The 25,367-nt window shown below is 60.3% G+C and carries 25 protein-coding genes; 11 read left to right on the forward strand and 14 right to left on the reverse strand.

Translation table 11 applies throughout. From position 1 onward, the window contains the following. Nucleotides 1–952 precede the first annotated feature (952 nt). On the reverse strand, nucleotides 953–1,636 hold the full coding sequence (locus HB376_RS15125; protein WP_213764477.1) for a TetR/AcrR family transcriptional regulator: 684 nt from the start codon (nucleotides 1,634–1,636) through the stop codon (nucleotides 953–955). 384 nt (nucleotides 1,637–2,020) lie between these two features. Between HB376_RS15125 and HB376_RS15130 the strand changes: the two genes are divergently transcribed. The 5 genes from HB376_RS15130 (at nucleotide 2,021) to hydA (ending at nucleotide 9,149) form a co-directional block, all read left to right on the forward strand. Beyond that, the gene (locus tag HB376_RS15130; RefSeq protein ID WP_213764478.1) at nucleotides 2,021–3,280 is read left to right on the forward strand and encodes a Zn-dependent hydrolase; all 1,260 of its coding nucleotides are present in this window, start codon (nucleotides 2,021–2,023) and stop codon (nucleotides 3,278–3,280) included. 58 nt (nucleotides 3,281–3,338) lie between these two features. Further along, nucleotides 3,339–4,676: an NAD(P)-dependent oxidoreductase gene (locus HB376_RS15135; RefSeq protein ID WP_213764479.1), complete on the forward strand. Its 1,338-nt coding sequence runs from the start codon at nucleotides 3,339–3,341 to the stop codon at nucleotides 4,674–4,676. Between the two features lie 37 nt (nucleotides 4,677–4,713). After that, the gene (gene preA, locus HB376_RS15140) at nucleotides 4,714–6,006 is read left to right on the forward strand and encodes an NAD-dependent dihydropyrimidine dehydrogenase subunit PreA (RefSeq protein ID WP_213764480.1); all 1,293 of its coding nucleotides are present in this window, start codon (nucleotides 4,714–4,716) and stop codon (nucleotides 6,004–6,006) included. A 125-nt stretch (nucleotides 6,007–6,131) separates the two neighbouring features. Beyond that, nucleotides 6,132–7,640 (forward strand): NCS1 family nucleobase:cation symporter-1, encoded by a 1,509-nt coding sequence (locus HB376_RS15145; protein ID WP_213764481.1) that lies wholly within the window; start codon nucleotides 6,132–6,134, stop codon nucleotides 7,638–7,640. 30 nt (nucleotides 7,641–7,670) lie between these two features. Beyond that, complete coding sequence (gene hydA / locus HB376_RS15150) at nucleotides 7,671–9,149, forward strand: dihydropyrimidinase (RefSeq protein WP_213764482.1); 1,479 nt, start codon at nucleotides 7,671–7,673, stop codon at nucleotides 9,147–9,149. A gap of 112 nt (nucleotides 9,150–9,261) precedes the next feature. Here the strand turns inward: hydA and HB376_RS15155 are convergent, their stop codons facing one another. The 8 genes from HB376_RS15155 to HB376_RS15190 are packed head-to-tail and all read right to left on the reverse strand — an operon-like array spanning nucleotide 9,262 to nucleotide 16,185. Further along, nucleotides 9,262–10,542 carry an MSMEG_0569 family flavin-dependent oxidoreductase gene (locus HB376_RS15155; protein ID WP_213764483.1) on the reverse strand — a complete coding sequence of 427 codons (1,281 nt, stop codon included), beginning with the start codon at nucleotides 10,540–10,542 and terminating at the stop codon, nucleotides 9,262–9,264. 27 nt (nucleotides 10,543–10,569) lie between these two features. Next, the gene (locus HB376_RS15160) at nucleotides 10,570–10,854 is read right to left on the reverse strand and encodes an MSMEG_0570 family nitrogen starvation response protein (protein WP_213764484.1); all 285 of its coding nucleotides are present in this window, start codon (nucleotides 10,852–10,854) and stop codon (nucleotides 10,570–10,572) included. A 9-nt stretch (nucleotides 10,855–10,863) separates the two neighbouring features. Next, a complete protein-coding gene (locus HB376_RS15165) occupies nucleotides 10,864–12,033 on the reverse strand; it encodes an MSMEG_0565 family glycosyltransferase (RefSeq protein ID WP_213764485.1) in 1,170 nt (389 codons plus the stop codon). A gap of 11 nt (nucleotides 12,034–12,044) precedes the next feature. Further along, on the reverse strand, nucleotides 12,045–13,016 hold the full coding sequence (locus tag HB376_RS15170; protein WP_213764486.1) for a sll0787 family AIR synthase-like protein: 972 nt from the start codon (nucleotides 13,014–13,016) through the stop codon (nucleotides 12,045–12,047). Continuing rightward, nucleotides 13,013–13,573 carry an MSMEG_0567/Sll0786 family nitrogen starvation N-acetyltransferase gene (locus HB376_RS15175; RefSeq protein WP_255631359.1) on the reverse strand — a complete coding sequence of 187 codons (561 nt, stop codon included), beginning with the start codon at nucleotides 13,571–13,573 and terminating at the stop codon, nucleotides 13,013–13,015. Before HB376_RS15175 ends, HB376_RS15170 begins: the two co-directional genes overlap by 4 nt. 2 nt (nucleotides 13,574–13,575) lie before the next feature. After that, on the reverse strand, nucleotides 13,576–14,658 hold the full coding sequence (locus HB376_RS15180; protein ID WP_213764488.1) for an MSMEG_0568 family radical SAM protein: 1,083 nt from the start codon (nucleotides 14,656–14,658) through the stop codon (nucleotides 13,576–13,578). After that, the gene (locus tag HB376_RS15185) at nucleotides 14,651–15,664 is read right to left on the reverse strand and encodes a Nit6803 family nitrilase (RefSeq protein ID WP_213764489.1); all 1,014 of its coding nucleotides are present in this window, start codon (nucleotides 15,662–15,664) and stop codon (nucleotides 14,651–14,653) included. Before HB376_RS15185 ends, HB376_RS15180 begins: the two co-directional genes overlap by 8 nt. A gap of 38 nt (nucleotides 15,665–15,702) precedes the next feature. Continuing rightward, complete coding sequence (locus HB376_RS15190) at nucleotides 15,703–16,185, reverse strand: MSMEG_0572/Sll0783 family nitrogen starvation response protein (protein ID WP_213764490.1); 483 nt, start codon at nucleotides 16,183–16,185, stop codon at nucleotides 15,703–15,705. 423 nt (nucleotides 16,186–16,608) lie between these two features. Between HB376_RS15190 and HB376_RS15195 the strand changes: the two genes are divergently transcribed. From HB376_RS15195 to HB376_RS15205, 3 genes are all read left to right on the forward strand, one after another. Further along, nucleotides 16,609–18,000 (forward strand): PLP-dependent aminotransferase family protein, encoded by a 1,392-nt coding sequence (locus HB376_RS15195; protein ID WP_213764491.1) that lies wholly within the window; start codon nucleotides 16,609–16,611, stop codon nucleotides 17,998–18,000. A gap of 40 nt (nucleotides 18,001–18,040) precedes the next feature. Beyond that, a complete protein-coding gene (locus HB376_RS15200; RefSeq protein ID WP_255631360.1) occupies nucleotides 18,041–18,835 on the forward strand; it encodes a CDP-diacylglycerol diphosphatase in 795 nt (264 codons plus the stop codon). A 96-nt stretch (nucleotides 18,836–18,931) separates the two neighbouring features. Continuing rightward, complete coding sequence (locus HB376_RS15205) at nucleotides 18,932–19,639, forward strand: aspartate/glutamate racemase family protein (RefSeq protein ID WP_346730499.1); 708 nt, start codon at nucleotides 18,932–18,934, stop codon at nucleotides 19,637–19,639. Nucleotides 19,640–19,663: 24 nt separating this feature from the next. On the opposite strand, the gene HB376_RS15210 is transcribed toward HB376_RS15205, so the two are convergent. The 5 genes from HB376_RS15210 to HB376_RS15230 all read right to left on the reverse strand — a co-directional run bounded on the left by HB376_RS15210 (nucleotide 19,664) and on the right by HB376_RS15230 (nucleotide 22,676). Further along, complete coding sequence (locus HB376_RS15210; protein WP_213764492.1) at nucleotides 19,664–20,002, reverse strand: hypothetical protein; 339 nt, start codon at nucleotides 20,000–20,002, stop codon at nucleotides 19,664–19,666. Nucleotides 20,003–20,097: 95 nt separating this feature from the next. Further along, nucleotides 20,098–21,378: an aspartate carbamoyltransferase gene (locus tag HB376_RS15215; RefSeq protein ID WP_213764493.1), complete on the reverse strand. Its 1,281-nt coding sequence runs from the start codon at nucleotides 21,376–21,378 to the stop codon at nucleotides 20,098–20,100. Nucleotides 21,379–21,423: 45 nt separating this feature from the next. Then, nucleotides 21,424–21,843 carry a secondary thiamine-phosphate synthase enzyme YjbQ gene (locus tag HB376_RS15220; RefSeq protein ID WP_213764494.1) on the reverse strand — a complete coding sequence of 140 codons (420 nt, stop codon included), beginning with the start codon at nucleotides 21,841–21,843 and terminating at the stop codon, nucleotides 21,424–21,426. Nucleotides 21,844–22,004: 161 nt separating this feature from the next. Further along, a complete protein-coding gene (locus HB376_RS15225) occupies nucleotides 22,005–22,325 on the reverse strand; it encodes a DUF4148 domain-containing protein (RefSeq protein WP_213764495.1) in 321 nt (106 codons plus the stop codon). A 72-nt stretch (nucleotides 22,326–22,397) separates the two neighbouring features. Next, nucleotides 22,398–22,676, reverse strand: a complete 279-nt coding sequence (locus HB376_RS15230; protein ID WP_213764496.1) for a DUF4148 domain-containing protein — start codon at nucleotides 22,674–22,676, stop codon at nucleotides 22,398–22,400. A 242-nt stretch (nucleotides 22,677–22,918) separates the two neighbouring features. On the opposite strand from HB376_RS15230, the gene HB376_RS15235 reads away from it, so the two are divergent. The 3 genes from HB376_RS15235 to HB376_RS15245 all read left to right on the forward strand — a co-directional run bounded on the left by HB376_RS15235 (nucleotide 22,919) and on the right by HB376_RS15245 (nucleotide 25,183). Continuing rightward, nucleotides 22,919–23,641, forward strand: a complete 723-nt coding sequence (locus HB376_RS15235) for a transcriptional regulator (protein ID WP_213764497.1) — start codon at nucleotides 22,919–22,921, stop codon at nucleotides 23,639–23,641. Nucleotides 23,642–23,804: 163 nt separating this feature from the next. After that, nucleotides 23,805–24,323 (forward strand): RNA polymerase sigma factor, encoded by a 519-nt coding sequence (locus HB376_RS15240; protein ID WP_213764498.1) that lies wholly within the window; start codon nucleotides 23,805–23,807, stop codon nucleotides 24,321–24,323. After that, nucleotides 24,320–25,183 carry an anti-sigma factor gene (locus HB376_RS15245; RefSeq protein WP_213764499.1) on the forward strand — a complete coding sequence of 288 codons (864 nt, stop codon included), beginning with the start codon at nucleotides 24,320–24,322 and terminating at the stop codon, nucleotides 25,181–25,183. The genes HB376_RS15240 and HB376_RS15245 overlap by 4 nt, the downstream gene beginning before the upstream one ends. The last annotated feature ends 184 nt before the right edge of the window (nucleotides 25,184–25,367 follow it).

A 25,367-nucleotide genomic window follows, 5' to 3' on the forward strand; every position in this document is an offset into this window, starting at 1 on the left:
GGATATTCTCTTTACCACTGTTAGCCACTGTGCGTGGCGGCACGTCATTTCTTTGTCCAAAGCGACAAAGAAACGAAGCAAAGAAAACGCTTTCAAACCGCGCTACCCTAAGTGTCCACAGCGTGCAGTTTTGATTCATAGGTGCCCCAAAAGCACGGTGCTCGCCAGAGCGGAGGATGTTTGAACCCCTCTTTCTCCGAACACGGATACCCACACGCTTCGCCACCAGTGATTGAACCTGCCCAAGGGGCACCCCGCGCTATCCGCGGACGACCTCCCGCCGAATTAGTACGCACTTCGAACCATATCACTAACCCGCGCAGAAACGAGGCGCATCGAAATGCGCGAGGCCATAGTAGGCGAAAATAAGGTGCAGGCCACGCAAGTAATCCAAAAAGAACGAAGCTTTAAATATGCGTCCGACCGTAACCCGCGAAGACGACGGCGCAAACTACGCCTGCAACCTGCCAAGCCATGACGCAGTGAAGACGCGTGAGGCCGTGCGGGTCCCTTGGCGAACTGTGCTTGCCCGAGAGCGTTGGGGGCGAAGCGTGTTCGTGTCAGGATTCGCGAGAAGGAGGGGTTCACACATCCTTCGCTCTGGCGAGCACCGTGCTTTTGGGGCACCTATGAATGAAAACTGCACGCTGTGGACACTTAGGGTAGCGTGTTTTAAAAGCGTTTTCTTTGCTTCGTTTCTTTGTCGCTTTGGACAAAGAAATGACGTGCCGCCACGCACAGTGGCTAACAGTGATAAAGAGAAAATCCGACTCTCCCAGACCACCACGGCTGAAAAGCACCAACCCAGCATAGACCCCGACCCCTAACACTGAAAGCACCACCCCGGCATAGACCCAGAACCGCGAACCTTGGAACCAGGACCCCGACCACTAACCCCAACCCCGCCAAAAACCCCAAAACCCCGTCCACCGGCGCGAGCGAAACAACTTTGTCACTTCGGTGACTGTGCACTACACGCGCGAATCACGAGCCTGACCACTTCCTCAGTGGAAGCATCGAAGGCCTTCTGCGAAAGCGCCCGCTTACCTTTCAACGCGCGAATCTGCGCATCGAAATCCGCGTAGTGCTGGGTCGTGGCCCAGATCATGAACATCAGCGTCTGCGCGTCCACAGGTGCGAGCAAGCCCCGCGCGATCCAGCCATCAATCACGATCACCCGCGTGTCAAGCCACGGCTTGACGCGCTCGTTCAAGATGTCCTGCATGTGTACGGCGCCGTGAATGATCTCGCTTGCCCACACCTTCGAGCCGAGCGGACGCCGCCGCGACAACTCCATTTTCGTGCGTACATAGCCGCCGATTGCTTCGACCGGGTCATCGCTGGACTCGAAGGTATCGGCAGCACGATGCCAGTCTTCGAACAAATCCTCAAGCACGCGCCGATAAAGCGCCAGCTTGGTCGGAAAGTAATAATGCAGGTTAGCTTTCGGCAAACCTGCACGTTCCGCGATCATCGCGGTACTCGCGCCTTCGAGTCCGCGCTCGGCGAACACGGCCTCGGCGCACGCTAAAAGATGCGCTTCATTGGTCTCGCGAATGTGTGCCTTGCGCCGCCGCAATGGAACGGGCGCACTATCGTTTTTCGTCGCCTCGGCTGTCGCTTCGTCATCTCTCATCGTTTTCCTTGCATGGCGCCGTGCGCCTTCTCCATCTTGATCGCGCCTCATTCTATGCGCTTTGACGCCACCGCTGCATAGCCCGTCGTTTCGCTTGTCCCAAGGCTCTGCTGCATCGCAATGGCACGCTTCTCGCTATGCTTTTACTCTAATCGGAAACGCCGAAAGACGTTGATTTGCAAATATTAATCGGCTACAACCTGTCCAGTTGGACAGGATTTGAGAGGCGGCGGATTGCGATGGATTCACCGCTACGAAACGGACAAGGTGAGCGGATAAAGGTTGCACCGCTGCCGTGCGCCAGCGCCCCAAAAGCCGACGCCGATGCACCAGATTCGTATCAGTCAAAACCCTAAATCGAGCAATACGCAAGGAGAACGCGAAATGGACGCGGTAACTGATTCAGCGCTGGATACGTCGATCAGAGTCAACGGCAAACGTCTCTGGGACAGCCTCATGACGATGGCAAAAATTGGCGCGACAAAGAAGGGGGGCGTATGCCGGCTTGCGCTCACCGATCTCGACCGCGAAGGGCGCGACCTGATCGTCAGTTGGGCGAAGGAAGCGGGTTGCACGGTCAAGGTGGACCAGATGGGCAACGTGTTCATGCGCCGTGCCGGGCGCAACATAGATGCCGCGCCGGTCGTAACAGGCTCGCATGCGGACTCGCAACCTACAGGCGGTCGCTTCGACGGCATCTACGGCGTTCTGGGCGGCATCGAAGTGATTCGATCGCTCAATGATCGCGGCATCGAGACTGAACATCCGGTGGAAGTCGTGATCTGGACCAACGAGGAAGGCTCGCGTTTCGCGCCCGCCATGGTCGCGTCCGGCGTGTTTGCCGGCGAGTTCACGCTCGACTACGGGTTGTCCCGCAAGGACGTGGATGGCAAGACGATTGGCGAGGAACTCAAGCGCATTGGTTATGCAGGCGATGAGCCGTGCGGCGGCCGCAAGCTGCACGCAGCGTTCGAACTGCACATTGAACAAGGGCCGATTCTCGAAGCGGAAAACATGACGATCGGCGTGGTCACCGACGCGCAAGGGCAGCGCTGGTATGAGATCACGCTGACCGGTCAGGAAGCCCATGCGGGCCCGACACCGATGCCGCGCCGTCGCGATGCGTTGCTTGGGGCATCGCGGGTGGTCGAACTGGTTAACCGCATTGGGCTCGACAATGCGCCGCTGGCGTGCGCGACGGTCGGCATGATGCAGGTGCATCCGAACTCGCGCAACGTGATCCCGGGCCGGGTGTTTTTCACCGTAGATTTCCGTCATCCCGACGACGCCGTGCTCGCAAAAATGGACGCCGCCTTGCGCGAGGGCGTGGAGAAAATCGCAAGCGCTTCGGGCCTCGAAACGCAGCTTGAACAGATCTTCTATTACGCGCCTATCGCCTTCGACGCCGCCTGCGTGAAGTCCGTGCGCGCAGCCGCCGAGCGCTTTGGTTATGCGCATCGGGACATGGTCTCGGGCGCAGGACACGACGCGTGTTACCTCTCGAAGGTCGCGCCCACGTCGATGGTCTTCGTGCCTTGCGTCGACGGGATCAGTCATAACGAGATCGAGGATGCCTCGGAGGAATGGATCGAGGCGGGCGCAAACGTGCTGCTCCACGCCATGCTCGAACGCGCGGGCCGTTAAGCCTGGGTTGGTTCTAGTCGAAAGACCATTGCGTCCCCACCTTGAAGAAGGAACGTGTATGACCATGAAGCACATTGGCGACATAGCATCGAACCGGCTGTCGCAAGAGCAACTGTCGTGTCAGTTTTCAGATGTTGCGCCGTTACTCGATGCCACCGCGGCGGCTGCAGCGTCGAGCCGTTGCCACTACTGCTACGACGCACCATGTATCAACGCGTGCCCCACAAAAATAGATATTCCCAGCTTCATTCGCAAGATCGGTAACGGCAACATGAAGGGCGCGGCCATGGACATCTTGTCGGCCAACCCCTTGGGCGGCGCATGCGCACGCGTGTGTCCGACCGAAATCCTTTGTGAAGGAGCATGTGTCAGAAATCATCAGGATGACAAACCAGTTCAGATCGGTGCATTGCAACGTCACGCCACCGACTGGGCAATGGCGCGCGGCGAGCCGCTTTTCAAGCGCGCGGCGAATACGGGGCGTCACGTGGCGGTGGTTGGAGCGGGGCCGGCGGGACTGGCCTGTGCGCATCGCCTTGCGCTCGACGGTCACCGGGTGACGCTCTTCGACGCCCGGCCCAAGCCCGGCGGCCTGAATGAATACGGCATCGCGGCGTACAAGGTGGTCGAGGATTTCGCTCAGCGCGAAGTGGAGTGGTTGTATTCGGTGGGGGGTATCGAAGTGAAGAACGACGTGATGCTCGGCCGCGACGTGAAGTTGAGCGACTTGCGAAAGCAGCATGACGCCGTGTTTCTCGCCATCGGCTTGGGCGGCGTGCGCGCGCTCGAACTCGAAGGCGAGACGTTGCAAGGCGTGTACAACGCGGTCGATTTCATCGAGCAGGTGCGTCAGGCGGATGCTCTCGGGAGCGTGCCGGTAGGGCGTCGCGTGGTGGTGATCGGCGGCGGCAACACGGCAATTGATGCGGCGGTGCAAAGCCGCAAGCTGGGTGCTGAAACAGTGACGATGGCATACCGTCGCGGCGTGGAAACCATGGGCGCCACCTGGGCCGAACGGGAGTTCGCGCAGACCAACGGCGTGACGATCATCACGCACGCAAAGCCTGTGCGTTTAACCGATACAGGTGGCCAGGTTACCGGCGTTGAGTTCGAAACTCCGAAGGGAGATCGCTACGTCATTGAAGCCGACATGGTACTGAAGGCGATCGGGCAAACGCTCGTGCCTGAGGGTCTTGAGAGCGACATGCTCACGCTCGACGGCAGCCGTATCGCGGTGGATTCGAATGGCCGTACGTCGCTTGATAACGTCTGGGCCGGCGGCGACTGCGCGGCCACCAGCGGGCTCGACCTGACGGTGCAAGCGGTGCAGGACGGCAAGATTGCGGCCGAGTCCATCCACGCGTTCTTCGCGGCAACGGCCATCAAGGCCGCATAAAAACACCCCCACGATCCCACAATAAGGGAGCCAGCTCATGGCCGATCTTCGCAATACGTTTGCCGGCATCACGTCGCCGAATCCTTTTTGGCTCGCATCCGCACCGCCCACCGATAAAGCCTACAACGTCAATCGCGCCTTCGAAGCGGGTTGGGGCGGCGTCGTATGGAAAACGCTCGGACTCGACCCGCATGTGGTGAACGTGAGTTCGCGTTATGGCGCGGTGCAATGGAATGGCCAGCGCATCGCAGGACTGAACAATATCGAACTGATCACCGACCGGCCGCTCGACATCAACCTGAAGGAGATCACCGAGGTCAAGCGCGACTGGCCAGATCGGGCGCTGATCGTCTCGCTGATGGTGCCGTGCAACGAACGCGACTGGAAGTGGATCTTGCCGCTGGTGGAAGATACCGGCGCCGATGGCGTCGAACTGAATTTCGGCTGTCCCCACGGCATGAGCGAGCGCGGTATGGGCGCGGCGGTCGGCCAGGTGCCCGAATACGTGGAGATGGTCACGCGCTGGGTAAAGGAAGGCACGAAGCTGCCGTGCATCGTCAAGCTGACGCCGAATATCAGCGACATCCGCACCAGCTCACGCGCGGCTTACAAGGGCGGCGCGGACGCGGTGTCGCTGATCAACACGATCAATTCGATTGTCGCGGTGGACCTGGATCTCATGGCGCCGATGCCGACAGTCGACGGCAAGGGTACGCATGGGGGATACTGCGGCCCGGCGGTCAAACCGATCGCGCTGAACATGGTCGCGGAGATTGCCCGCGACGTGGAAACGCCCGATTTGCCGATCTCCGGCATTGGCGGCATTTCGTCATGGCGCGATGCAGCCGAGTTCATGGTGCTGGGCGCGGGCAACGTGCAGGTCTGTACGGCGGCCATGCACTATGGCTTTCGCATTGTCTCCGATCTCGCGGACGGTCTGTCGAACTGGATGGACGAAAAAGGCTACGCCACGCTCGACGATATCCGCGGGCGGGCGGTGCAGAATGTGACTGACTGGAAGTATCTGAATCTGAAATATGACATCAAGGCGCGCATCAGCCAGGACAAGTGCATTGAGTGCGGCCTGTGTCACATCGCTTGCGAAGATACGGCGCATCAGGCGATCATGCGCGAGAAGGATGGCAAACGGCATTTTGAAGTCATCGATTCAGAATGCGTCGGCTGCAATTTATGCATGCATGTGTGCCCGGTCGAGCAATGCATCACGATGGAACGCGTGGATGCCGGCGAATATGCGAACTGGACGACCCATCCGAACAATCCCGCACGCGTGGACGCCGACGTTGAAGAAAGTGTGAAGGCCGCATAGAGTTTGGAACCCGTATAAAAAGTAGCGCCTGTCGCTTACGTCCACCAACGTCCCCCGACGCCCGGACTGGAATCACAGCCTGATCCGCGGGCGCGGACCGCAACGATCTTGAGGAGATCAACCTGATGAAGCAGACAGCGCATTCTGTCGACCCGCAGTTCGCGGCCGGCGCCAGCGGCAGTCTATATAACGACGACCTGGCGCCAACCACGGCCGCGCAACGGACGTGGAAGTGGTATCACTTTGCGGCGCTGTGGGTCGGCATGGTGATGAATATTGCGTCGTACATGCTCGCGGCCGGGCTCACGGAGGAAGGCATGTCGCCGTGGCAGGCGGTGCTGACCGTGCTCCTCGGCAACATGATCGTGCTCGTGCCCATGCTGCTGGTCGGTCACGCTGGCGCGAAGCATGGCATTCCGTACGCAGTGCTGGTGCGCTCGTCATTCGGTACGAAGGGCGCGAGGCTGCCGGCATTGTTACGAGCGATCGTCGCATGCGGATGGTACGGAATCCAGACATGGCTCGGTGGCAGTGCGATCCATACGCTCCTGAATATCCTCACCGGTAACTCGACGCCCGGTACGCCGCTACCTTTCCTGGACATCACGCTTGGGCAACTGGCGTGTTTCCTGTTCTTCTGGCTGATCCAGGTCTATTTCATCTTGCGCGGCACGGACTCCATTCGTTTCCTCGAAAGCTGGTCCGCGCCAATCAAGGTGGTGATGTGCCTTGCGCTGGTGTGGTGGGCAACCTCGAAGGCGGGCGGTCTCGGCTCCATGCTCGCGCAGCCTTCGCAGTTCGTGGCCGGCGGCAAGAAGGAGGGTTTGTTCTGGGCAACCTTCTGGCCGGGTCTCACGGCCATGGTCGGGTTCTGGGCCACGCTCGCGCTTAACATTCCGGACTTCACGCGTTTCGCCCGCTCGCAGAAGGATCAGATCATCGGGCAAACGATCGGTCTGCCGGCCCCCATGGCGCTGCTGTCGGTCATCTCGGTGGTGGTGACGTCGGCAACCGTCGTGATCTACGGCAAGGCGATCTGGGACCCGATCGACCTGACCAGCCGCATGACCGGTATTGGCGTGGGCGTGGCGCTGATCATCCTGACGCTCGACACCATGAGTTGTAATCTGGCCGCCAACCTGGTCGGTCCTGCCTATGATTTTTCGAGCCTCTGGCCGAAAGGTATTTCGTATCGCGTGGGCGGGATGATTACAGCGTTTATCGCTATTGTGATGATGCCGTGGAAGATCCTGGCGACTACACAGGGCTATATTTTCACGTGGCTCGTGGGTTACTCGGCGCTGCTCGGACCGGTCGCGGGTATTCTCATGGTCGACTACTTCCTGATCCGCGGCACGCGTCTGAACACGCGCGAACTTTTCAACGAGAACGGCGAATACAGCTACACGGGCGGCTGGAATATAGCTGCTGTGGTCGCGTTGCTCGTGGGGGTATTGCCCAACTTGCCCGGCTTCCTGCACACGGCATTTCCCGCGTCGTTCCCGAACGTGCCGGCATTCTTCAACACGCTTTATACCTATGCATGGTTCGTGGGCCTCGCGCTGGCATCGATTGTTTATGGCGCATGGATGAAGATGGGCAAGCGCCCGACGGCGCGGATTGCCAGCGCCTGATTTCGCGTGATTTCTCTGGGAGACAGCAAGATGACGATCCTGATTCGCGGCGGCACGGTGATTGACGCGGACCGTACCTACCGTGCGGACGTGTTGTGCGCAGACCCGAAGGACGGCGGCACGATCCTGCAGATCGGCCTCGATCTCGACGTTCCGGCAGGTACCGAAACGGTCGATGCATCGGGCCAGTATGTAATGCCCGGCGGCATAGATCCGCATACGCACATGGAGTTGCCGTTCATGGGCACCACGGCGAGCGACGACTTCTATACGGGTACGGCAGCGGGGTTGTCGGGCGGCACGACAAGCATTATCGACTTCGTGATTCCCAGTCCGAAGCAGCCGCTGATGGAAGCGTTTCACGAATGGCGCGGCTGGGCGGAGAAAGCATCGGCCGACTATGGTTTTCACGTGGCGGTGACGTGGTGGGACGAGTCGGTGCATCGCGACATGGGCACGCTGGTGCATGAACATGGCGTGTCGAGTTTCAAGCACTTCATGGCGTATAAAAACGCCATCATGGCCGACGACGAAGTTCTCGTGAACAGCTTCGCACGGTCGTTGGAACTGGGAGCACTGCCCACTGTGCACGCGGAGAATGGCGAGCTCGTGTTCCAGCTTCAAAAGCAATTGCTCGCGAAAGGTTTCACGGGGCCGGAAGCACATCCGTTGTCGCGGCCGCCTGAGGTGGAAGGCGAGGCGGCGAACCGTGCGATCAGGATTGCGCAAGTGCTGGGCGTGCCCATTTATATCGTGCATGTGTCGTCGAAAGACGCCGTCGATGTCATCACGCGTGCACGCAGCGAAGGTCAACGCGTGTTCGCTGAGGTCTTGCCGGGCCATCTGGTAATCGATGAATCGGTCTATAGCGACCCGGACTGGACGAGGGCGGCTGCGCACGTGATGAGCCCTCCGTTCCGTACCAGCGAGCATCGCGAAGCATTGTGGCGTGGCCTGCAATCGGGACAATTGCACACCACGGCGACTGATCACTGCGTGTTTTGTGCATCGCAGAAAGCGATGGGCCGCGAGGACTTCACGCGCATTCCCAATGGTTGCGGCGGGGTGGAAGACCGCATGTCGATCCTCTGGCACCACGGCGTGAATAAAGGCCGGCTGACTCCGAATGAGTTCGTGCGCGTGACCTCTACCAACGCCGCACAGATTTTTAATCTGTTCCCACGCAAGGGCGCGGTTCAGGTGGGCGCGGATGCCGATCTCGTGGTGTGGGACCCGGCGGCGACCAGGACGATCTCGGTCAAGACTCATCACCAGAAGGTCGATTTCAACGTGTTCGAAGGCATGACCGTGCAAGGTGTGGCCACTCACACGCTGACGCGCGGTGCGCTTGCGTGGACGGACGGCGATCTGCGCGCAGTGCGCGGGGCGGGTCAGTATCTGAAGCGTCCGCCGAACGGGGCTTATTTCGATGCCACACGGATCGCGAACCACCTGAAGGAACCGCATCCAATCCATCGTGCCGGCGACAAGGTCGTGAAGGCGGCGTGAGGTTCAAGGTAATGTCACAACAAACCGGCGCTCGATGCGCCGGTTATTTTTTGCTTTCATGTAACGAAGCGTTTGTTGGGCATTAAGCCCGGAATATAGAGTCTTTGTCTAGTCAGACGGTCGCTTCGTCGTGCGCACGCGCTTTCGCCTCCCGGCAAGCGCTGATCTTTTCCACAACATGCGCAGCGTCCCGGGCAACGCCAGAAAAGCGGCCCGATCCCCATGTATGCAGCCACGGCAATCCGACGAAATAGAGACCGTCGAGCGGCGTCAGTCCACGCGTATGCGCGGGGTAACCGCGACCGTTGAAAATAGGCGCATCGAGCCAACTGAAGTCCGGCGTGAAGCCGATGCACCAGACGATCGAGCCTATTCCACTCGCTTGCAGATCGAGTGTGGTGCGTTCTTCCGTGGGCGACCAAACGGGCTCATAGCGCGATCCCGGCGGGGCATCGATGCCATTCTTTTCGATGTACGAATCAATTCCCGCGTTGATGCCGTTGAAGGTCTTGTCCGCGCTGTCGAGATTCTCGGTCAGGTTGGGGGCGAAATGGAGCACGCCGTCCTGCAGATCCTGAAGCCGGCCGTACAGTTCCATGCCCTCGGCCGCGAACTTGCGCAGATCAATATCACGGCCGCCATCACGGCCGGTTACGTAGTGATTGGTATTGTCGCGGACACCTTCACGCAGTGGATGCTGATCGACGGGCATGTCGTAATACTTCATGTCGGCGAGCCAGTCGACCACGTCGCGGCCCCTGTAAAAGCGCGCGCAACGCGGTGCTTCGCCCACGGCGAGGATCACCTTGCGTCCAGCCAGATGCAGGTCTTCCGCGATCTGCGCGCCGGATTGCCCAGATCCAACCACCAGTACCGCGCCCTCGGGCAAAGCCTGCGGATTGCGATATTCGGACGACTGGATCTGTTTGATGGAACGCGGCAGGCGTTCAGCCATGCGCGGCACGATTGGCGTGTGGTAACCGCCCGACGCGACCACGACCTGGTCCGCCGTGAACTGCCCCTGACTGGTGGATACGCTAAAGCCGCCTTCGCTGTTACGTGCGACTCGCTGCACTTCCACGTGCTCAAGCACGGGAGCATCGACGGTGCGGATGAAGCCATCGAGATACTCTATGATCTCGTCCTTCTTCATGAAACCATGCGGATCGTCGCCGGTGTAGGGGTAGCCGGGCAGCGCACATTGCCAGTTCGGCGTGACGAGGCAGAACGCGTCCCAGCGTTGCGTGCGCCATGTATGCGTGACGGTGTTTTTCTCCAGCACGAGATGATCGATTCCCACCTGCTTCAGGTAATAGCTGGCCGACAATCCCGCCTGACCGCCACCCACCACAATGACGCTGGTGTGCGTCGTGTTGTCCGATGTTTGTGACATGACTTGTCCTTTCGAAAAGTGTGGCGCTCAGACGAGCGCGATGACCTTGACCTTCGCGTTTGGCTCACCGATAAATCGTTCGGCCTCGACTTCGATTTTCGCGAGTTGATCCATTGCAGCCGAGCATGCAAAGCCGTACTTTTCTCGCACGCGTTCGGAAGCGATGTTCAGCGCTTCACGGGCGCGCGAGACGAAGTCATCGATGGGATAATCTTCTCCCGCCGTAAAGAAATCGCTGACCACTTGCGAGGGCGAATAACAGTTTGCTTCGCTGTTATCGGGCCACTGGATTCGAAAATGCATGACCGGCATGACGGGTTCCTAAAGTGTTGGAAGAGAGCGGCTTGCGAGCAAGGCGCTATAGATGTCGAGGTGTTTTCGTGCCGACGCCTGCCAGCTCATTCGATCGAGCAGCGCAGGCACGGCATGGTTGAAGTCGGTTCGATGACGGCCATCGATCACGCGTGCGAGCGCGTCAGCTATTGACGCGGGATCGGTGGGCGTGGCCCAGCAGCACAGCGAGTTGTCGAGATACTCGGTGAATGGCGCAATGTTTGAGGCGACGACCGGCGTGCCGCATGCAAGCGCTTCGAGTACAACGAGACCGAAACCTTCGCGCAGCGAGACCATGGCCAGGACATCGGCGCAACGGAAAAGCGCGGGCATGTCGGCGTCGTCGAGCGGACCAGTGACACTCACCGCCTGCGACAGCCCGTACCTGGTCACCCGATCCATGAAGGCAAGCGCGTAAGCGTCGTGATCGAGCAGACTTGCACCGCCCGCGATCACCAGGCGCGCATGGGGATGATGTTTGACCAGTTCCGCGAAAGCGTCGAGCAAACCAAGCGTGTTCTTGCGCGCTTCAATGCCACCGACCGCAAGCACGACCGGGCCGTCACCGTCGATTCCAAGACGTTGCCGCAACCTTTCGTCGTGGGGCGTGCGCTGTGTCGAGTAGCGTTTCAGATCGACGCCGTTCGGCACGGTCGCCGCTTCAATCCCGTATGTGTCGCGCATCTCGCGCGTCCATACTTCGCTCACGCACAGCACACGATCCGCATCGCGCCATGCACGCGTTTGCCAGGCGGCGAGGCGCGGGTTGTCGAAGTGATCCAGGTGATGAACGGTTCGCACAAAACCCGCTATTTCACCTTCCGCCGTCAACTCGGCAAGCGCATTTCCGCTGATACTGTCCTGCGCGTGCAGCACGTCGAAGCTGCGCGGATCGCAGGCCTTCACGCTGGCCTTGAGCGCGCGAAGCCGTGCGTCGACGAGCGCGACCGTGCTGTGTTGCGACCCTTCGATAGTGGCGAGAATCACGCGGCATGGTGGCTCCCGGAAGAGCGTTTCTCCGGCTGCGGCCGGCGCGAAGAGCGTTACGTCGTGGCCTTCTTCAACAAGCGCGCTCGCGAGTTCGAGTGCATGCACCACCCCGCCGCGTGGATTGACCGAGTGCGTGGTGAGGGCAATCCGCATCGCAATGGGTGTCATGTCCGGCTCCCTTACCTTCCGACGATGAACGCGTCATCGTTGAAGTTCCAAAGCTCGGCCGATTCTCCGCCTTCATGCAGCACCACTTTGCGCGAGGCATCGACCGTACCGATCACCGCACACGCCAGCTCGCGTTCAACGAACAACCGCTCTACCTGAGCCGCATGTTCTTCGCGTACGGACATCACGAAGCCAAAGCTGGGGAACGCGCTTAACCAGCGCAGGCGATCGTGTCCAGGCGGCGACGGCAGGCACGAAAGGTCGATGCTCGCGCCTACGCCCGAGCATTCCAGCAGCATCAGCGCGGTGCCGAGTGCGCCGGCCATGCTGACGTCCTTGGCTGCATCGCAGAGACCGCTTTCGGCGAGCATGGGCAACAACTCGAGGTCGGCACGCAGGCGCGCGGCGGGTGCGCCAACCGATGCGTTCCAGAACGGATACGGATCTTCGAACGCGCCGCGCAGATCGACCGCCATCATCAGGCGGTCGCTGGGACGAGCATTGAAACTGGACAGCAGTTTGTTCGCGCGCCCAAGGATTGCCACTGCCAGTTGGGCCTGGTCGCTGCGCGTGTTGCTATGGCCGCCGACGATCGGCACGCCGTACGCGGACGATGCCGCCACCATGCCCGCAAGCACGTCTTCAGCCGCGTCCAGGCCGTCGCTCCAGAGTGCGTCGACAACAGCGATTGGGCGGCCGCCCATCGCGTAGATGTCGCTGACGTTGACCATCACGCTGCTATAGCCGGCGAACCAGGGCATGTCGCGCACGAAGTCGCTGACCAGACCTTCAATAGCGAACAGGAGGTGGGAGTCTCCGTCGGCAATGGCTGCGCAGTCGTCGCCGATGGCGATCGCTTGCGAATCGTCGGAAGCGCTGCGCGGCATGTACCGCGCAAGCGACGACATCACGCCCGCTATATCGGTCTTGTGGCGAAAGCCGCGTGTTTCCCTTAGCGCGGCGACGAGATCCGTCAACGTCATGAAGTGCTCCGCGCGGGCGACTGATGCGTGGTGAAACCGCTCTGCGGTGTCACGCAAGGCGGATAAAAGCCAAGGTCCGCCTGCATCAGATGATGCGGCCGCCCATGCATGAGTTCTTCAGAGAGCGTGGTCCAGTGCAGCGCATGAAACAGCGGCGCATTCTGGCTCTGCACATGCGCGAGGAAAGTCGTGCAGCCGAGTGCATGCGCACTGCTGACTGCCAGCTTGATCAGCGTTGCGCCAAGCTTGCCGTGCCGCCGGAACGCGGCATGCACGGCGAGCCGCGAGCCGGTCCATACACCGGGTTCATCCTCGTGAATCCGCACCGTGCCGACCACCTGTTCAGGCATCCCGCCAATGCAACTCACCGCCACGAGGAGTTGCGCGTGCTCATCGATCTCATCGCGGTCATCGCCGATAAAAATCCCCTGCTCGATGCAGAACACCGCCCGCCGCAGCTTGTACGCTTCGTTCGCTTCCCAGGGCAGCGTGGTCCACTTAATCGTGTAGCTGGCGGGGGTATAAAGACGCGCGAGATCTTCGGTATCGGCAAGCATGATCAGACCTCGTAGGATGACAACGACGAACACGCACCGCATTTGCCGCAGCCCGCCTTGATATCGGCGGAGCGCATGCCGCCTGCCGATACCATCGCGCCTAGTGGTTGCAGGATCGACTTCATGAACTCGGGCGAAGGCGCGGGATGATCCTCGAGCGGCGTGCCGCTGATCGGTACGAACGGGACCACGAACGGATACACGCCGAGATCGACCAGCTCGCGCGAGATCGCGAGAATGGCTTCTGCCGTGTCGCCGAGACCCGCGAGGATGTAGGTGCTCACCTGACCCCGGCCGAACACCGCCACGGCCGCCCTGAAGGCTTCCATGTAGCGCGAGATGGGCACGCTCGCCTTGCCCGGCATGATCTGTTCACGCAGCGCCGGCGCGACCACTTCGAGATGCATGCCAAGCGTATCGATGCCGCTTGCGCGCATGCGCTCGAACCATTTATCGTCATCCGGCGGTTCGCATTGCGCCTGGATCGGCAGGTCGACCGCGGCCTTGATCGCGAACGCGCTTTCGCACAGGATCTGTGCGCCGCGGTCCTTGGTCGGCGGCGTGCCGGTGGTCAGGACCATATGCTTGACGCCGTCGAGCAATACGGCGGCCCGTGCGACCTCCGCCAGTTGCTCGGGCGTCTTGCGGGCGATCGTCCTGCCCGCCGCAAGCGATTGTCCGATTGCGCAGAACTTGCAGGTCTTCTTGCGGCTTTCATACCGGATGCAGGTTTGCAGCACGGTCGTGGCAAGTACGTCCGACCCATGCAGCGTCGCGATGTGCGAGTAGGGCACGCCGTCGAAGGTCTGCATGGCATAGAAGCGCGGGGACTTGGGGAAGCTGATGCTCGCGATCGGGATCGAACCGCGCAGCAACGCACTGCTGCCGTGAGCGTCGGGCGCGGATGCCACGAACGGCGAGTGCCATGCGGTGTTCGTATGCACGGGCACCATGATGGTCACGCCGTCGATGGTGACCGCCTTGTGATCGGACGGACCCGCGCCGCCGCGACGGCTGGCCACGCTGAGACCGGCACCCGCGCCCGGATCGGCGAGACGCAAGCCCGCCGATTGCAGTTCAGTCATCAATTGCCGGCTCACGGCCGACAAGGTCTCGTTCGCGTTCAAGGTGCAATCCCCCGGTTGAAGGTGAGAAGCTGTTCATGGGTGCCGATGTGACTGCCGGCCGGTCGTTGATGGCGAGGCTCAGTAGTTCGGGCCGGGCGTAGTGACCGACAGAATCCATCATGCGTTTGCGTTTGGTGATCAGCGACATATCCAGGTCAGCGATCACCAGCCCCTCGCCTTCACGCAGCGGCGGGGCGAGATGCTGGCCTTCGGGCGAGATGATTGCCGTGTTGCAGCCGCCGCGAAGCGCCTTCTGCAGGCCCGGATCTTTCGTGATCGACTCGATCTGCGGTTCGGTCAGCCAGCCCGTGGAATTGATCACGAAGCAGCCGGATTCCAGTGCGTGATGCCGGATGGTCACTTCGATCTGTTCACCGAAGATGGGACCGACCAGCGAGCCCGGGAACTGGCTGCAATGAATCTCTTCGTGCTGGGTCATCAGCGCATAGCGTGCAAGCGGGTTGTAGTGCTCCCAGCAGGCCAACGCGCCCACCCGGCCGATGCTGGTTTCCGCCACCTTCAGGCCCGCCGCGTCGCCCATGCCCCAGATCATCCGTTCGTGAAACGTCGGCGTGATCTTGCGGCGCTTGAGCAGCAACTCGCCGTCGGTATCGAAGATCAGTTGTGCGTTGTACAAGCTGCCGTGATCGCGCTCGTTCACACCGAGAACGACGACCATGCCGTGCCGCCGTGCCCGTTCCGCGACAGCATGCGTCACCGGACCGGGCACGACTACCGCTTCGTCATAGAGGCGCATGTGTTCGGGACCCGACGCCACCGGCGCCCGCACGAACGAAAAGTACGGGTAGTAAGGCAGGAAGGTCTCCGGAAAGACGATGAGTTGCACGCCCTGGCGTGCGGCGTCGTCGATCGTTTCGAGGACCTTCTCGAGCGTGCCACCGGGCCGTTCGAGGTCCGGTGCTATCTGGACCGCGGCGGCGCGGACGATTCTCTTGTCAGGCATGGTCGTTCCGTGTTGATGAAAGGCTTCGGACTTAAGCGTCAGACGGTCCAGGTGTTGATGATCAGCGCGCCGTCCTTGCGATGCAGCAACTGGATGTCGAGCACGTCGAGCGGGCTGATGGGCCTGATGCCTTCGATCAGCGAAGCTTCTCCCTGCCCATACAGCGCTTGCAGCGCAAAGCGGCACGCATAGACCTTGCCGCCTTCCTCCATGAACTTCTGGATCTGCTTGTTGAAGTTCAGGTGGCCGGGAAATGCTTCGTCGCCGAGCGTCGGGAAGCCGCGTTGAAGCCCGAGCGTCACGCCCGGCCCATACAGCAGCACCGAGGTTTCGAAGCCCTTGCGCAGCAGCCGGGTGGCTTGCAGCAAGTTGACGAAGCCGATAGAACCTTCGAACGCGACCGTGTGGAATGTCACCAGCGCCTTCTCGCCCGGCGTGGCCTTGACGTCTTCAAACACCTTTTCTTCATAATCGACAAGGTAATCGCCTTTTTTGTGCATCGGGGTATTGACGGCAGGCATTCTAATCTCCAGTAAATAGGCAATTTAATCAGTGGCGCCGCAGTTTTTAACCCGGCACCAAACCGCGAGATACGAAGCTGTTAATGCAACGGGCATGCCATTCAATGACTGTGTTAATGCGATCAATGCCCGATCATTCAAACGATCATTGCACGCGGAGCAGTGAAATTTTTTTACGATGATCCCTGGAAGCCTTTCAGGGCCTGAATTCAGGCCCGGTGAGGCAATGAGCGCGCACCAGCATGGCGTGATCGCAGTGGTGCAGCCGCGCCCGTCTGGTGCAATAAACACCGGATATGTGCATTGGCCCCTGATTTATCGGATTCTCCATACGATCACTTAATGTCACATAAGCGATCAATTTATTTTTTTCGAGCGCCGGCGTGCTATCGTTTTTTAACCGCATTTATTCGTGAGCGTTTCATGGCCAGTCTTACTCATCACTGGATCAGAAAATTGACAGAAAGCCGCAAGCCGGCTTATTTGCTGATTCCCGAGTTAATTGAAGAAGATCTGGCGAGCGGGCGTTTGCGTCCGCGCGATCGACTGCCGGGTCTGCGCGACCTGGCTGACGAACTGCAGCTCAATTACACGACCGTGGCGCGGGCCTACGCCGAGGCGCGCAAAAGAGGGCTGCTTGACTCCCGTGCCGGCAGCGGCACGTTCGTACGCGGCCGGACTGCGACGCTGCCGCTGTCCGGCGGCAGTAGCGTCGAGATGACCATGAACATGCCGCCCGAGCCGGCCGAACTCGCCGCGCGCTTGCGCGATTCAGCAGCGCGGCTGTTGTCGGCTACGGACCCGTATCGGCTGCTGAGGTATCAGGATTTCGGTGGCACTGCTGACGATCGTGCTGCCGGAACGAAGTGGCTGAAGCGTCGTTTCGACGATTGCGATGAGGACAAGGTCCTGGTCTGTCCCGGCATTCATAGCGCGCTGGTGGCGTTGGTCTCGCAGCTTGCGCGGCCGGGCGGGACCATTTGCCTCGATACGCTGGCTTACCCGGGCATCAAGGCCATTGCGGCGCAACTGGGTGTGCGTTTGCAGGCGCTGGCACGCGATGACGACGGCCCGCTGGCCCATGCGTTCGAGGCGCTGTGCAAGAGCGACAAACCCAGCGCGTTCTATTGCAATCCGACGATCCAGAATCCGAGCACGGTGACCTTGTCGTCGAAGCGGCGTGAGGCGCTTGCCGATGTCGCGCTAAGGTACAGCGTGCCTATTATCGAAGACGACGCGTATGGCATGTTGCCGGTCCAGGCGCCCGATGCGCTGGCTACGTTCGCCCCCGATCTGACTTACTACGTCACCGGGTTCTCCAAGAGTTTTGGCGCCGGTCTGCGCGTGGCTTACATTCGTGCGCCGTCCGCCCGGCGCTCCCAGCATCTTGCCGGAGCGCTGCGCGCGACGACGGTAATGGCGAGTCCCTTCACCGTGCTGCTGGCGACGCAGTGGGTCGGCGACGGTACGGCAGACCTTATGCTCGATGCGATTCGTGCGGAGTCCGCGGCGCGTCAGGAGCTGGCTGCGCGAGTGCTTTCCAACTGGAAGTTCGACGCCGATCCGGCCGGGTTCCATTTGTGGATGCCCATTCCGGCGGATTGCGGATGGAACGCGTCCGAACTTGCATTGCAGTTGCGCTCACAAGGGATTGGCGCGGTTTCCGCGTCGGCTTTCGCGACCGATGGCAATCCGCCCGAAGCCATTCGCGTATGCCTTGGCGGTCCGAAGAATCTCGATGAGTGTGAAGACGCGCTCAGGCTGATTGCGGACACTGTCGAACATCCTCATCATCTGCATTTGCCGGTGATGTAGGGGCTTGAGTTGCACGCCGTCGTCACGAAGTCTTGTTACGATGCACGCTTTCGTGTCGACTGCTTATCCCATGCGCAATGTCCGGCTCCTCGTTCGCTTAGCTTCGCTCACCGTTGCCGCGTTTTTTTTCTCCGCCGCTCACGCGGGCAACCCCGACGCGTTATGGCAGATCATTCACAACTCGTGTGAGCCCGCCGCGCGCGGTGCCGATGTCCCGCAGAAATGTGTCGATGTCGATCCGTCTGGCGGCTTCGCGGTCCTCAAGGATATCAATGGCATTGCGCAGTATTTATTGATTCCGACTGCTCGTATTGGTGGCATTGAAAGTCCCGATCTGCTGATACCGGGTTCGCCGAATTATTGGCGCGCAGCGTGGGAAGCACGGCGTTTTGTTGAAGCGAAACTAGGGCAGGATCTTCCCCGCGACGAACTCTCGCTCGCCATCAACTCAACCAGCGGGCGAACGCAAAACCAGTTGCACATCCATATTGATTGTCTTGCCCCGGATGTGGTTCGCGCACTGCGTGAGCAAGGCCCGAAGATCGGCACCGAATGGACTGCATTCCCCACGCTATTACGCGGGCATGCATACCGCATTCGCCGTATTGATGACGCAGACCTTGCGTCTATCGATCCCTTCAAACTCCTGGCCCCGGATGTGGCGAGAGAGGGCCAGGTCATGGCTGACCAGACCTTGCTGCTCGCGGGTACCACGGCGCCCGACGGCAAGCCCGCCTTCTTCCTTCTCAACGATCACGTACAACGCGATACGGGCGACTTCGGGTCGTCGGAGGAGTTGCAGGACCATACCTGCGCCGTTGCGCGTTCGAAATAGATTCAGCGGTCCATATCTCGAAATTTTGCCCTAGCCGCCCATCGCGCTTCGCTGCACTATGTCGCTTCGACCAATCTGATTTGCAGGACGGGCATCATGAACAGCATGCGAACCATTGGCATGATCGGCGGCATGAGTTGGGAATCGACTACGGAATATTATCGGCTGATCAACCGGGATGTGCGCACGCGCCTTGGCGGCCTGAACTCCGCGCAAGTCCTGCTGCATAGCGTGAATTTCGCGCCGATCGAACAACTTCAGCGTGACGGACAGTGGAACATCGCGGGCATCCGGCTGGCCGACGCCGCGCGTCATCTCGAAGCCGGCGGCGCGCATTGCATCGTGCTCTGCACGAACACCATGCATCTCGTTGCGCCGCAAATTGCCGCAGCGGTGTCCGTGCCGTTCCTGCATATCGTCGATCCGACGGGCATCGAAGCGCAAAAGAGGGGCATACGCAAGGTCGGTTTTATCGGCACGGCGTTTTCAATGCGCGAAAGCTTTTTCCGCGACCGCCTGCAAGAACGGCATGGCATTTCGACGCTCTTGCCCGAGCCCGCCGAGCAAGCCGTCATTCACGACATCATCTATCGCGAGTTGTGTCTCGGGATCGTCAACGACGATTCCCGCAAGCTATATCGCGATGTCCTTCACGGACTCGCTGCGCGTGGCGCGCAAGCGATCGTGCTGGGATGCACCGAGATCATGCTGCTGGTGAACGAAGCCGACAGCCCCGTACCGTTACTCGATACCACCGCGCTTCACGCCCGCGCCGCCGTCGATTTCTCGCTGGCGCAAGCGTGAGCGATCAGGCGTTGAAGCCGCCGTTCAATGCTCGCGGCGATGCGTAAACACACGCGGACGCACGGCTTCGATTACTGCTTCGGGCAGGACCTGATGCAGCGTGCGCACCGTGAAGTCGAGGTCTTCCATTGCCACGTCGAAGATCAGCCGGAGGTCGTCGTGGTCGCGCGACGCCTGGCTGACATACACGCCCAGCGGCGAATGGAAGAGGCGCCTGATGCGCTCGCGTGCTGCCTCATCCTGCCGGCTGTGCAGGATGGCTGAGAGATGGACGCGGGAAACGCAAGACGCAGAGATCGCTTCCTGCGCGGCGGGGCTTTTCGATGTAGCCGAGCCGGAAATTCTTTCAAGGACGAGGTTCATTACGCTGCAAGCTCCTGTATTCGGGATTCACTTGCAGCGTATCTTTTTGCGTGTAAACGCCGCGTTAATATTGCTTGCGGCGCTGTATAGATCGCTTAATCGATGCCGTGGAATACCGCGTCGTCAGGTCCGATGTAAGCCGGCGACTTCCATGCGGCGTCGCGCATTGAATGTTGGACTTGGCGCTCGACGCCTAATAGCACCGCGAAGATCGCCATGCGCACCGGAATGCCGTTGTCTGTCTGCCGAAAGATTGCCAGCCTTGGATCGTGATTGAGGTCGGTGCTCAGGTCATTGGCCCCTGGTCGGCCATCGCGCGGCAACGGATGCATGATCAAGGTATCAGGCCCGCAGACGCTGTCCACCAACGCCTGGTTAATCTGAAAATCCGGCGTGTAACCTTCAATGGATTCGTCCGCAAAACGCTCCTTCTGAATCCGCGTTGCATACACCACATCCGCGCCCTTCAACCCCGTCTGCAAGTCGTTGGTCTGCTCGATCACATGGTCGCCGCGCGTGATCTGATCGAGGATGGAAGCGGGCATCTCAAGCGACGTGGGCGAGATCAGCGTGAACTTCAGTCCTCGATACAACGCCAGCAGCTTGGCCAGTGAATGGACCGTGCGGCCGTATTTAAGGTCGCCCACCATTGCTATATGTGAACCGTCGACGATCTTCCCCACGCGCGAGAATTCGCGCTGGATGGTGTAGAGGTCGAGCAGCGCCTGACTGGGATGTTCGCCGGGGCCGTCGCCGGCATTGATGACGGGTACGTTGGTCGCGCGCACGAATTCCGCCACCGAGCCTTTCTCCGGATGACGCACGACGAGCGCGTCAGCGTAACCGCTGATCACGCGGCTGGTGTCGTAGATCGACTCGCCTTTTGCCATCGACGAAAACGTGAAGCCGGTCGTGTCGCACACCGAGCCGCCCAGCCGGCAAAACGCCGCACCAAAACTGACACGCGTGCGTGTACTGGCTTCAAAGAACAGATTGGCAAGCACCGCGCCTTCGAGCACGCGCGTGATCTTCTGGCGGCGCGCGATGGGTTGCATCGTGTCGGCGACCTGGAACAGCGCTTCCACCGAATCACGGGAAAACTGATCGACGGAAAGCAGATGCGGCCGGCCTTCGTGAAGGATGGATGGAGAATATACGCGTTGTGTATATTCGTCGCCGGACGGGATTCTTTCTACCAGCTCCATGACGTAGCGGCTCGCAATCTCGGGCATGGCCCGCGATTCCGCCGATTCGTCCGGGAGCAGCCAGGTGTCCAATGCCCGGCGCGTCACGCCAATTCGGTTCGCGAACGCGTCGCGGGTCATGTTCAGGCGGCGCATGGCATCGCGCAGGAGGGTTTGCTGTTGAGCTTGCACGATGGGCGCTCCGTAGGTGGTTATGTACGCGATGCGTATATTAAATCACTCGCCGAAAAGGTGCAATACGACGTCACGCCTACTTGGGGCGCGCCGGTGTTCGAAGACATAAATGCCTTGCCACGTGCCGAGGACCATCCGGCCGGCATCGACGGGAATGGATAACTGGACTTGCGTCAGGGCGGTTCGCAAATGCGCTGGCATGTCGTCAGGACCTTCCGCGTCGTGGACGTAGCGCCCGGGCGCTTCCGGCGCAATGGTCTCGAAGAACTGTTCCAGGTCCGTGCGGACGTCGGGGTCGGCGTTTTCCTGGATCAATAAGGAAGCCGAGGTGTGCCGCAGGAACACGGTCAGCAGACCGGTGCGGACGTCCTGGAGATCGATCCAGCGATGGATGTCGCGGGTGATTTCGTGCAGTCCGCGCGTGCGTGTGGGCACGCTCAGATGATGGAGCGCCTGCTTCATGCCGATGTCTCCGGAAGGGAATGCGCGATTGGGGAAAGAGTCGCGCGTGCCTGTGAAGTTTATCGGCTGGAGCGGGTTTCGGCAGACAGCGAGCGCGCGGATCGGACGAGGAAAATGCTGGCGGTGATCGTCGCGCGCCGCGGTCTTGCCGTACATGCGGCTCAATGGCCGAAGTAGGTCGATTGAGTGGCGTCGTCCGGCGCAACCTGCACGCGAGTACCCGATGCCGACGTGCCGTTGTCCGCCGATCCATACGACGAAGACGCAATGCCTTGTTGTTCGGCGACCCGTTGTTCTGCGGCCTGAATGTCCTGTGGGTAGTTGACGTCTTCGCCGCCCGGATTGTAGCCGGCTCTTTCCAGTTGAACGAGTTCGGCTTCGACTTGGGCGCGGGTGACGGGGATGTTGCTTTGCGCGAAAGCGAAGGCCGGGGCAGCCAGTGCCGACGAGATAACGAGAGCTGAAATAAGGAATTTTTTCATGACGACCTCAATAGTAAAGTTAGGATTCCGATTTGTTTAACCGGCTTGCATGGGTTGATTTGACGCGATGAATCAGTTCGTTGCGCTGGACGAGTTGCCGGCCGTTGCGCTGGCTACCGAGTTGGCGTGGGTCGTCTGGTTTTGCGCCAGGCGGGCTTCTTGTTGCTGTTCGAGTTGATGCGCGAAGATCGGGTTGACGTCGGGGTAGGACGTATCGGTGACAAAATCGCGGCCGTCCTGCTGAGCCTGGATCAACTCTTGATAGACCTGGGCACGGGTCTTGGTTTGAGCGAATGCGTGTGCCGAGGCAATAGTAGCGAGAAACAATACTGCGACGCTGAGGGTTTTCATGGCTCTCTCCTGCGAGGTTGAATGTGTGCGGCTTGCAATGGAGAGAACCCGGAATGGCATCGGGATATTCCCGATGAATTTGATTATTTTTATGTTCGGAAGAATGAAAATTTATTTGAGGAGACGCGGAATAACCCGCTGGAGACGGTGCTTACGCGCGTGGGGGATTTTTACGCCTGGCGTGGAATAAACTCCGGCACTTCGTGTTCGCCCCTGTACGAACAGCCAAACATTGCCAGATCATGCCCATAACAAAACCCCCAACGGAACCCAGGCTCTCGGAGTCGGACGTCCAGGCATTCGCCGACGGCATGCTCGATCCGAAACGCGCCGCGAGCGTAGCAACGTATTTGAAGAGTCGCCCTGACGAGGCGGATCGGGTCGCGTTTTACGGTCGCCTGAACTGGCAGATGCAGAATGCCTTTCACGAAACCGACAACGAAGATGCGCCACCTGCGCCAGCTCCGCTGAGGCGCATGTCAAGACGTAGCCTTCGTGCGCTGCTGGTCGCGGCAGTCATGATGCTGGCAGTCGCTGCCGCAGCAATCTTTGCGTTCGACATTTCCGATTCAGCGCTCGACAATGCCTCCATGATGGCGCTCGAACAGGCCGTCGCCGCCCAGGAGATGGCATCGGGTGCGGTGGGCTATGAAAGCTCGGTGAAGGTTTTGGCGAGCGCCCCAGATCTGTCAGGTGTCGGTTTTCGTGCCGTTGCGCGCCGGCAAATGTCCGTGGGGCCATTCGCTTCGGCAACCGAATTCGTCTACCGCAATCGAGGCGGCGAGGCCGCCGTGCTGCTTATGGCGCCGGGCCTGTTTGCGCAGCCGCAGCCTCAATGGAGAGCCCATCGCGTGGGCGCGAGCCGCTTGCTTGCATGGACGGCGGGTGGCAAGCGTTACGTGCTGGCGGGTCGTGCGAAGACTCGCGGCTTGATGCTGGCCGCCGACCTGATGACGGGCAGCTAGGTATCAAGCCGCCGCCATGAAGCTGCCGACGGCATAATCTAATCGCGCACTCGGCAAAAAAGCACGCCGACAACGGGAATATTTGCCACGATCCGGTGTTAGTCCATCATCAGGGCGGCGTTTTATCGAACGTTGCATAAGCTTACAAAATGAAGGAAGGCCGATGGGCGTCCGTGACGAATTAATGGAGCATGTGCCGCGATTGCGCCGCTACGCGCGAGCACTGATCAACAATCGCGATCTCGCCGACGATCTGGTTCAGGACACGCTCGAACGCGCGCTCCGGCACACCGAGAAGTTTCAGACAGGCACCGATCTGCGCGCGTGGCTGTTCACGATCATGCACAACGTGTTCGCGAATCAGGCGCGCCGGGCGGGCGTGAAGGCGGTGCATGTTTCCGTCGATGACGAGAACATTTCCGAGCGCGAATTTGCCGTGCCGGGCACGCAAACACAGTCGCTTGAAATGCGCGATCTGGACTTCGCGTTGCAGCGTTTGCCGCTTGACCAGCGGCAGGTCGTGCTGTTGGTGGGACTGGAAGAAATGAGTTACGCCGATGTGGCGCAAGCGCTGGAAATCCCGATCGGGACTGTCATGTCGCGCCTCTCGCGCGGACGTGAAAGACTGCGCGCGTTGATGGCCGGCGCGCAACCGGGCGCTAAATTACAGGTGGTGCGATGAGCGACCAACAAACACCCATCAGTGAAGACGAAATTCACGCTTATGTCGACGGATCGCTGGCGGAACATCGCCGCGAGGAGATCGATCGCCTGCTGGAACGCGACGAAGCACTGGCTACGAAGGTCAGCGACTATTTCTCGCTGAACAGCATGTTTCATGATCGCTATGACCGCGTGCTAAGCGAACCCGTGCCACAGCGTTTGCTACCACCGGAACCCAAGCGCTGGCGTGCTGCCGCCAATTGGCCGCAGTTCGCGGGCATGGCCGCGGCGCTGGTACTGGGCGTCGGGATTGGCGTGGCGGGCATGACAGGGACCATGGGCCACGACACCTCGATGCCCGGAAGCGGCGGGGCATCGGTGGAACGTGCAAGCTATGCGGTCGGCGAATCGTTCGCGCGGCAATCGGCTATCGCCCATGTGATGTACGCGCCGGAAGTGGTGCGGCCTGTAGAAGTGGGCGCGGATCGGGAGCAGGAACTGGTGCAGTGGATCTCGAACCGGCTGGGTACGGACGTGCGTCCGCCCGTACTGACCCGCTCGGGCTTCGAGTTGATGGGCGGCCGCCTGCTGCCTGGCGACGACGGCCCGGTTGCACAGTTCATGTACCACGACGCGAAGGGCGAGCGTATTACGCTGTGCATATCGCATCGCAAGATCAGCTCGGACACGACCGCGTTCAAGCTGTATCAGGACGGCTCGGTGAACGTGTTTTATTGGATCGACGGCGATTTTGGCTACGCCGTGTCCGGCGCGATCGACCGGAAGGTGCTGCTTGACCTCTCGCACGACGTCTATTCGCAGTTGACCGCGATGGGCGGGGCCAAGGCACCCTCGGGCGCTTCTGTGTCTACGCAATAAGCGGCTGTATCTGTTCCGGGGCGCAGCGTTGGCCGGTTAATTGCACGGGCCCCGGAATATTCGGCTACGCAAAGTAGTTCACTACCATTGTAGAACCCCCTTATAGAAGAAAATTGCACGCTCTTTGAAAATTCGAATCGATAAGGATATCGAATTAATGGCAAGGGCAACAAACCGGATCACT

The sequence above is a fragment of the Caballeronia sp. dw_19 genome (assembly GCF_018449515.1).
In the GTDB taxonomy this organism is placed as follows: domain Bacteria; phylum Pseudomonadota; class Gammaproteobacteria; order Burkholderiales; family Burkholderiaceae; genus Caballeronia.

Coding starts and splice junctions, on each gene's coding strand:
- HB376_RS15125 (WP_213764477.1), bottom strand. CDS start 1,636: ATGAGAGATGACGAAGCGACAGCCGAGGCGACGAAAAACGATAGTGCG.
- HB376_RS15130 (WP_213764478.1), top strand. CDS start 2,021: ATGGACGCGGTAACTGATTCAGCGCTGGATACGTCGATCAGAGTCAAC.
- HB376_RS15135 (WP_213764479.1), top strand. CDS start 3,339: ATGACCATGAAGCACATTGGCGACATAGCATCGAACCGGCTGTCGCAA.
- preA (WP_213764480.1), top strand. CDS start 4,714: ATGGCCGATCTTCGCAATACGTTTGCCGGCATCACGTCGCCGAATCCT.
- HB376_RS15145 (WP_213764481.1), top strand. CDS start 6,132: ATGAAGCAGACAGCGCATTCTGTCGACCCGCAGTTCGCGGCCGGCGCC.
- hydA (WP_213764482.1), top strand. CDS start 7,671: ATGACGATCCTGATTCGCGGCGGCACGGTGATTGACGCGGACCGTACC.
- HB376_RS15155 (WP_213764483.1), bottom strand. CDS start 10,542: ATGTCACAAACATCGGACAACACGACGCACACCAGCGTCATTGTGGTG.
- HB376_RS15160 (WP_213764484.1), bottom strand. CDS start 10,854: ATGCCGGTCATGCATTTTCGAATCCAGTGGCCCGATAACAGCGAAGCA.
- HB376_RS15165 (WP_213764485.1), bottom strand. CDS start 12,033: ATGACACCCATTGCGATGCGGATTGCCCTCACCACGCACTCGGTCAAT.
- HB376_RS15170 (WP_213764486.1), bottom strand. CDS start 13,016: ATGACGTTGACGGATCTCGTCGCCGCGCTAAGGGAAACACGCGGCTTT.
- HB376_RS15175 (WP_255631359.1), bottom strand. CDS start 13,573: ATGCTTGCCGATACCGAAGATCTCGCGCGTCTTTATACCCCCGCCAGC.
- HB376_RS15180 (WP_213764488.1), bottom strand. CDS start 14,658: ATGACTGAACTGCAATCGGCGGGCTTGCGTCTCGCCGATCCGGGCGCG.
- HB376_RS15185 (WP_213764489.1), bottom strand. CDS start 15,664: ATGCCTGACAAGAGAATCGTCCGCGCCGCCGCGGTCCAGATAGCACCG.
- HB376_RS15190 (WP_213764490.1), bottom strand. CDS start 16,185: ATGCCTGCCGTCAATACCCCGATGCACAAAAAAGGCGATTACCTTGTC.
- HB376_RS15195 (WP_213764491.1), top strand. CDS start 16,609: ATGGCCAGTCTTACTCATCACTGGATCAGAAAATTGACAGAAAGCCGC.
- HB376_RS15200 (WP_255631360.1), top strand. CDS start 18,041: ATGCACGCTTTCGTGTCGACTGCTTATCCCATGCGCAATGTCCGGCTC.
- HB376_RS15205 (WP_346730499.1), top strand. CDS start 18,932: ATGAACAGCATGCGAACCATTGGCATGATCGGCGGCATGAGTTGGGAA.
- HB376_RS15210 (WP_213764492.1), bottom strand. CDS start 20,002: ATGAACCTCGTCCTTGAAAGAATTTCCGGCTCGGCTACATCGAAAAGC.
- HB376_RS15220 (WP_213764494.1), bottom strand. CDS start 21,843: ATGAAGCAGGCGCTCCATCATCTGAGCGTGCCCACACGCACGCGCGGA.
- HB376_RS15225 (WP_213764495.1), bottom strand. CDS start 22,325: ATGAAAAAATTCCTTATTTCAGCTCTCGTTATCTCGTCGGCACTGGCT.
- HB376_RS15230 (WP_213764496.1), bottom strand. CDS start 22,676: ATGAAAACCCTCAGCGTCGCAGTATTGTTTCTCGCTACTATTGCCTCG.
- HB376_RS15235 (WP_213764497.1), top strand. CDS start 22,919: ATGCCCATAACAAAACCCCCAACGGAACCCAGGCTCTCGGAGTCGGAC.
- HB376_RS15240 (WP_213764498.1), top strand. CDS start 23,805: ATGGGCGTCCGTGACGAATTAATGGAGCATGTGCCGCGATTGCGCCGC.
- HB376_RS15245 (WP_213764499.1), top strand. CDS start 24,320: ATGAGCGACCAACAAACACCCATCAGTGAAGACGAAATTCACGCTTAT.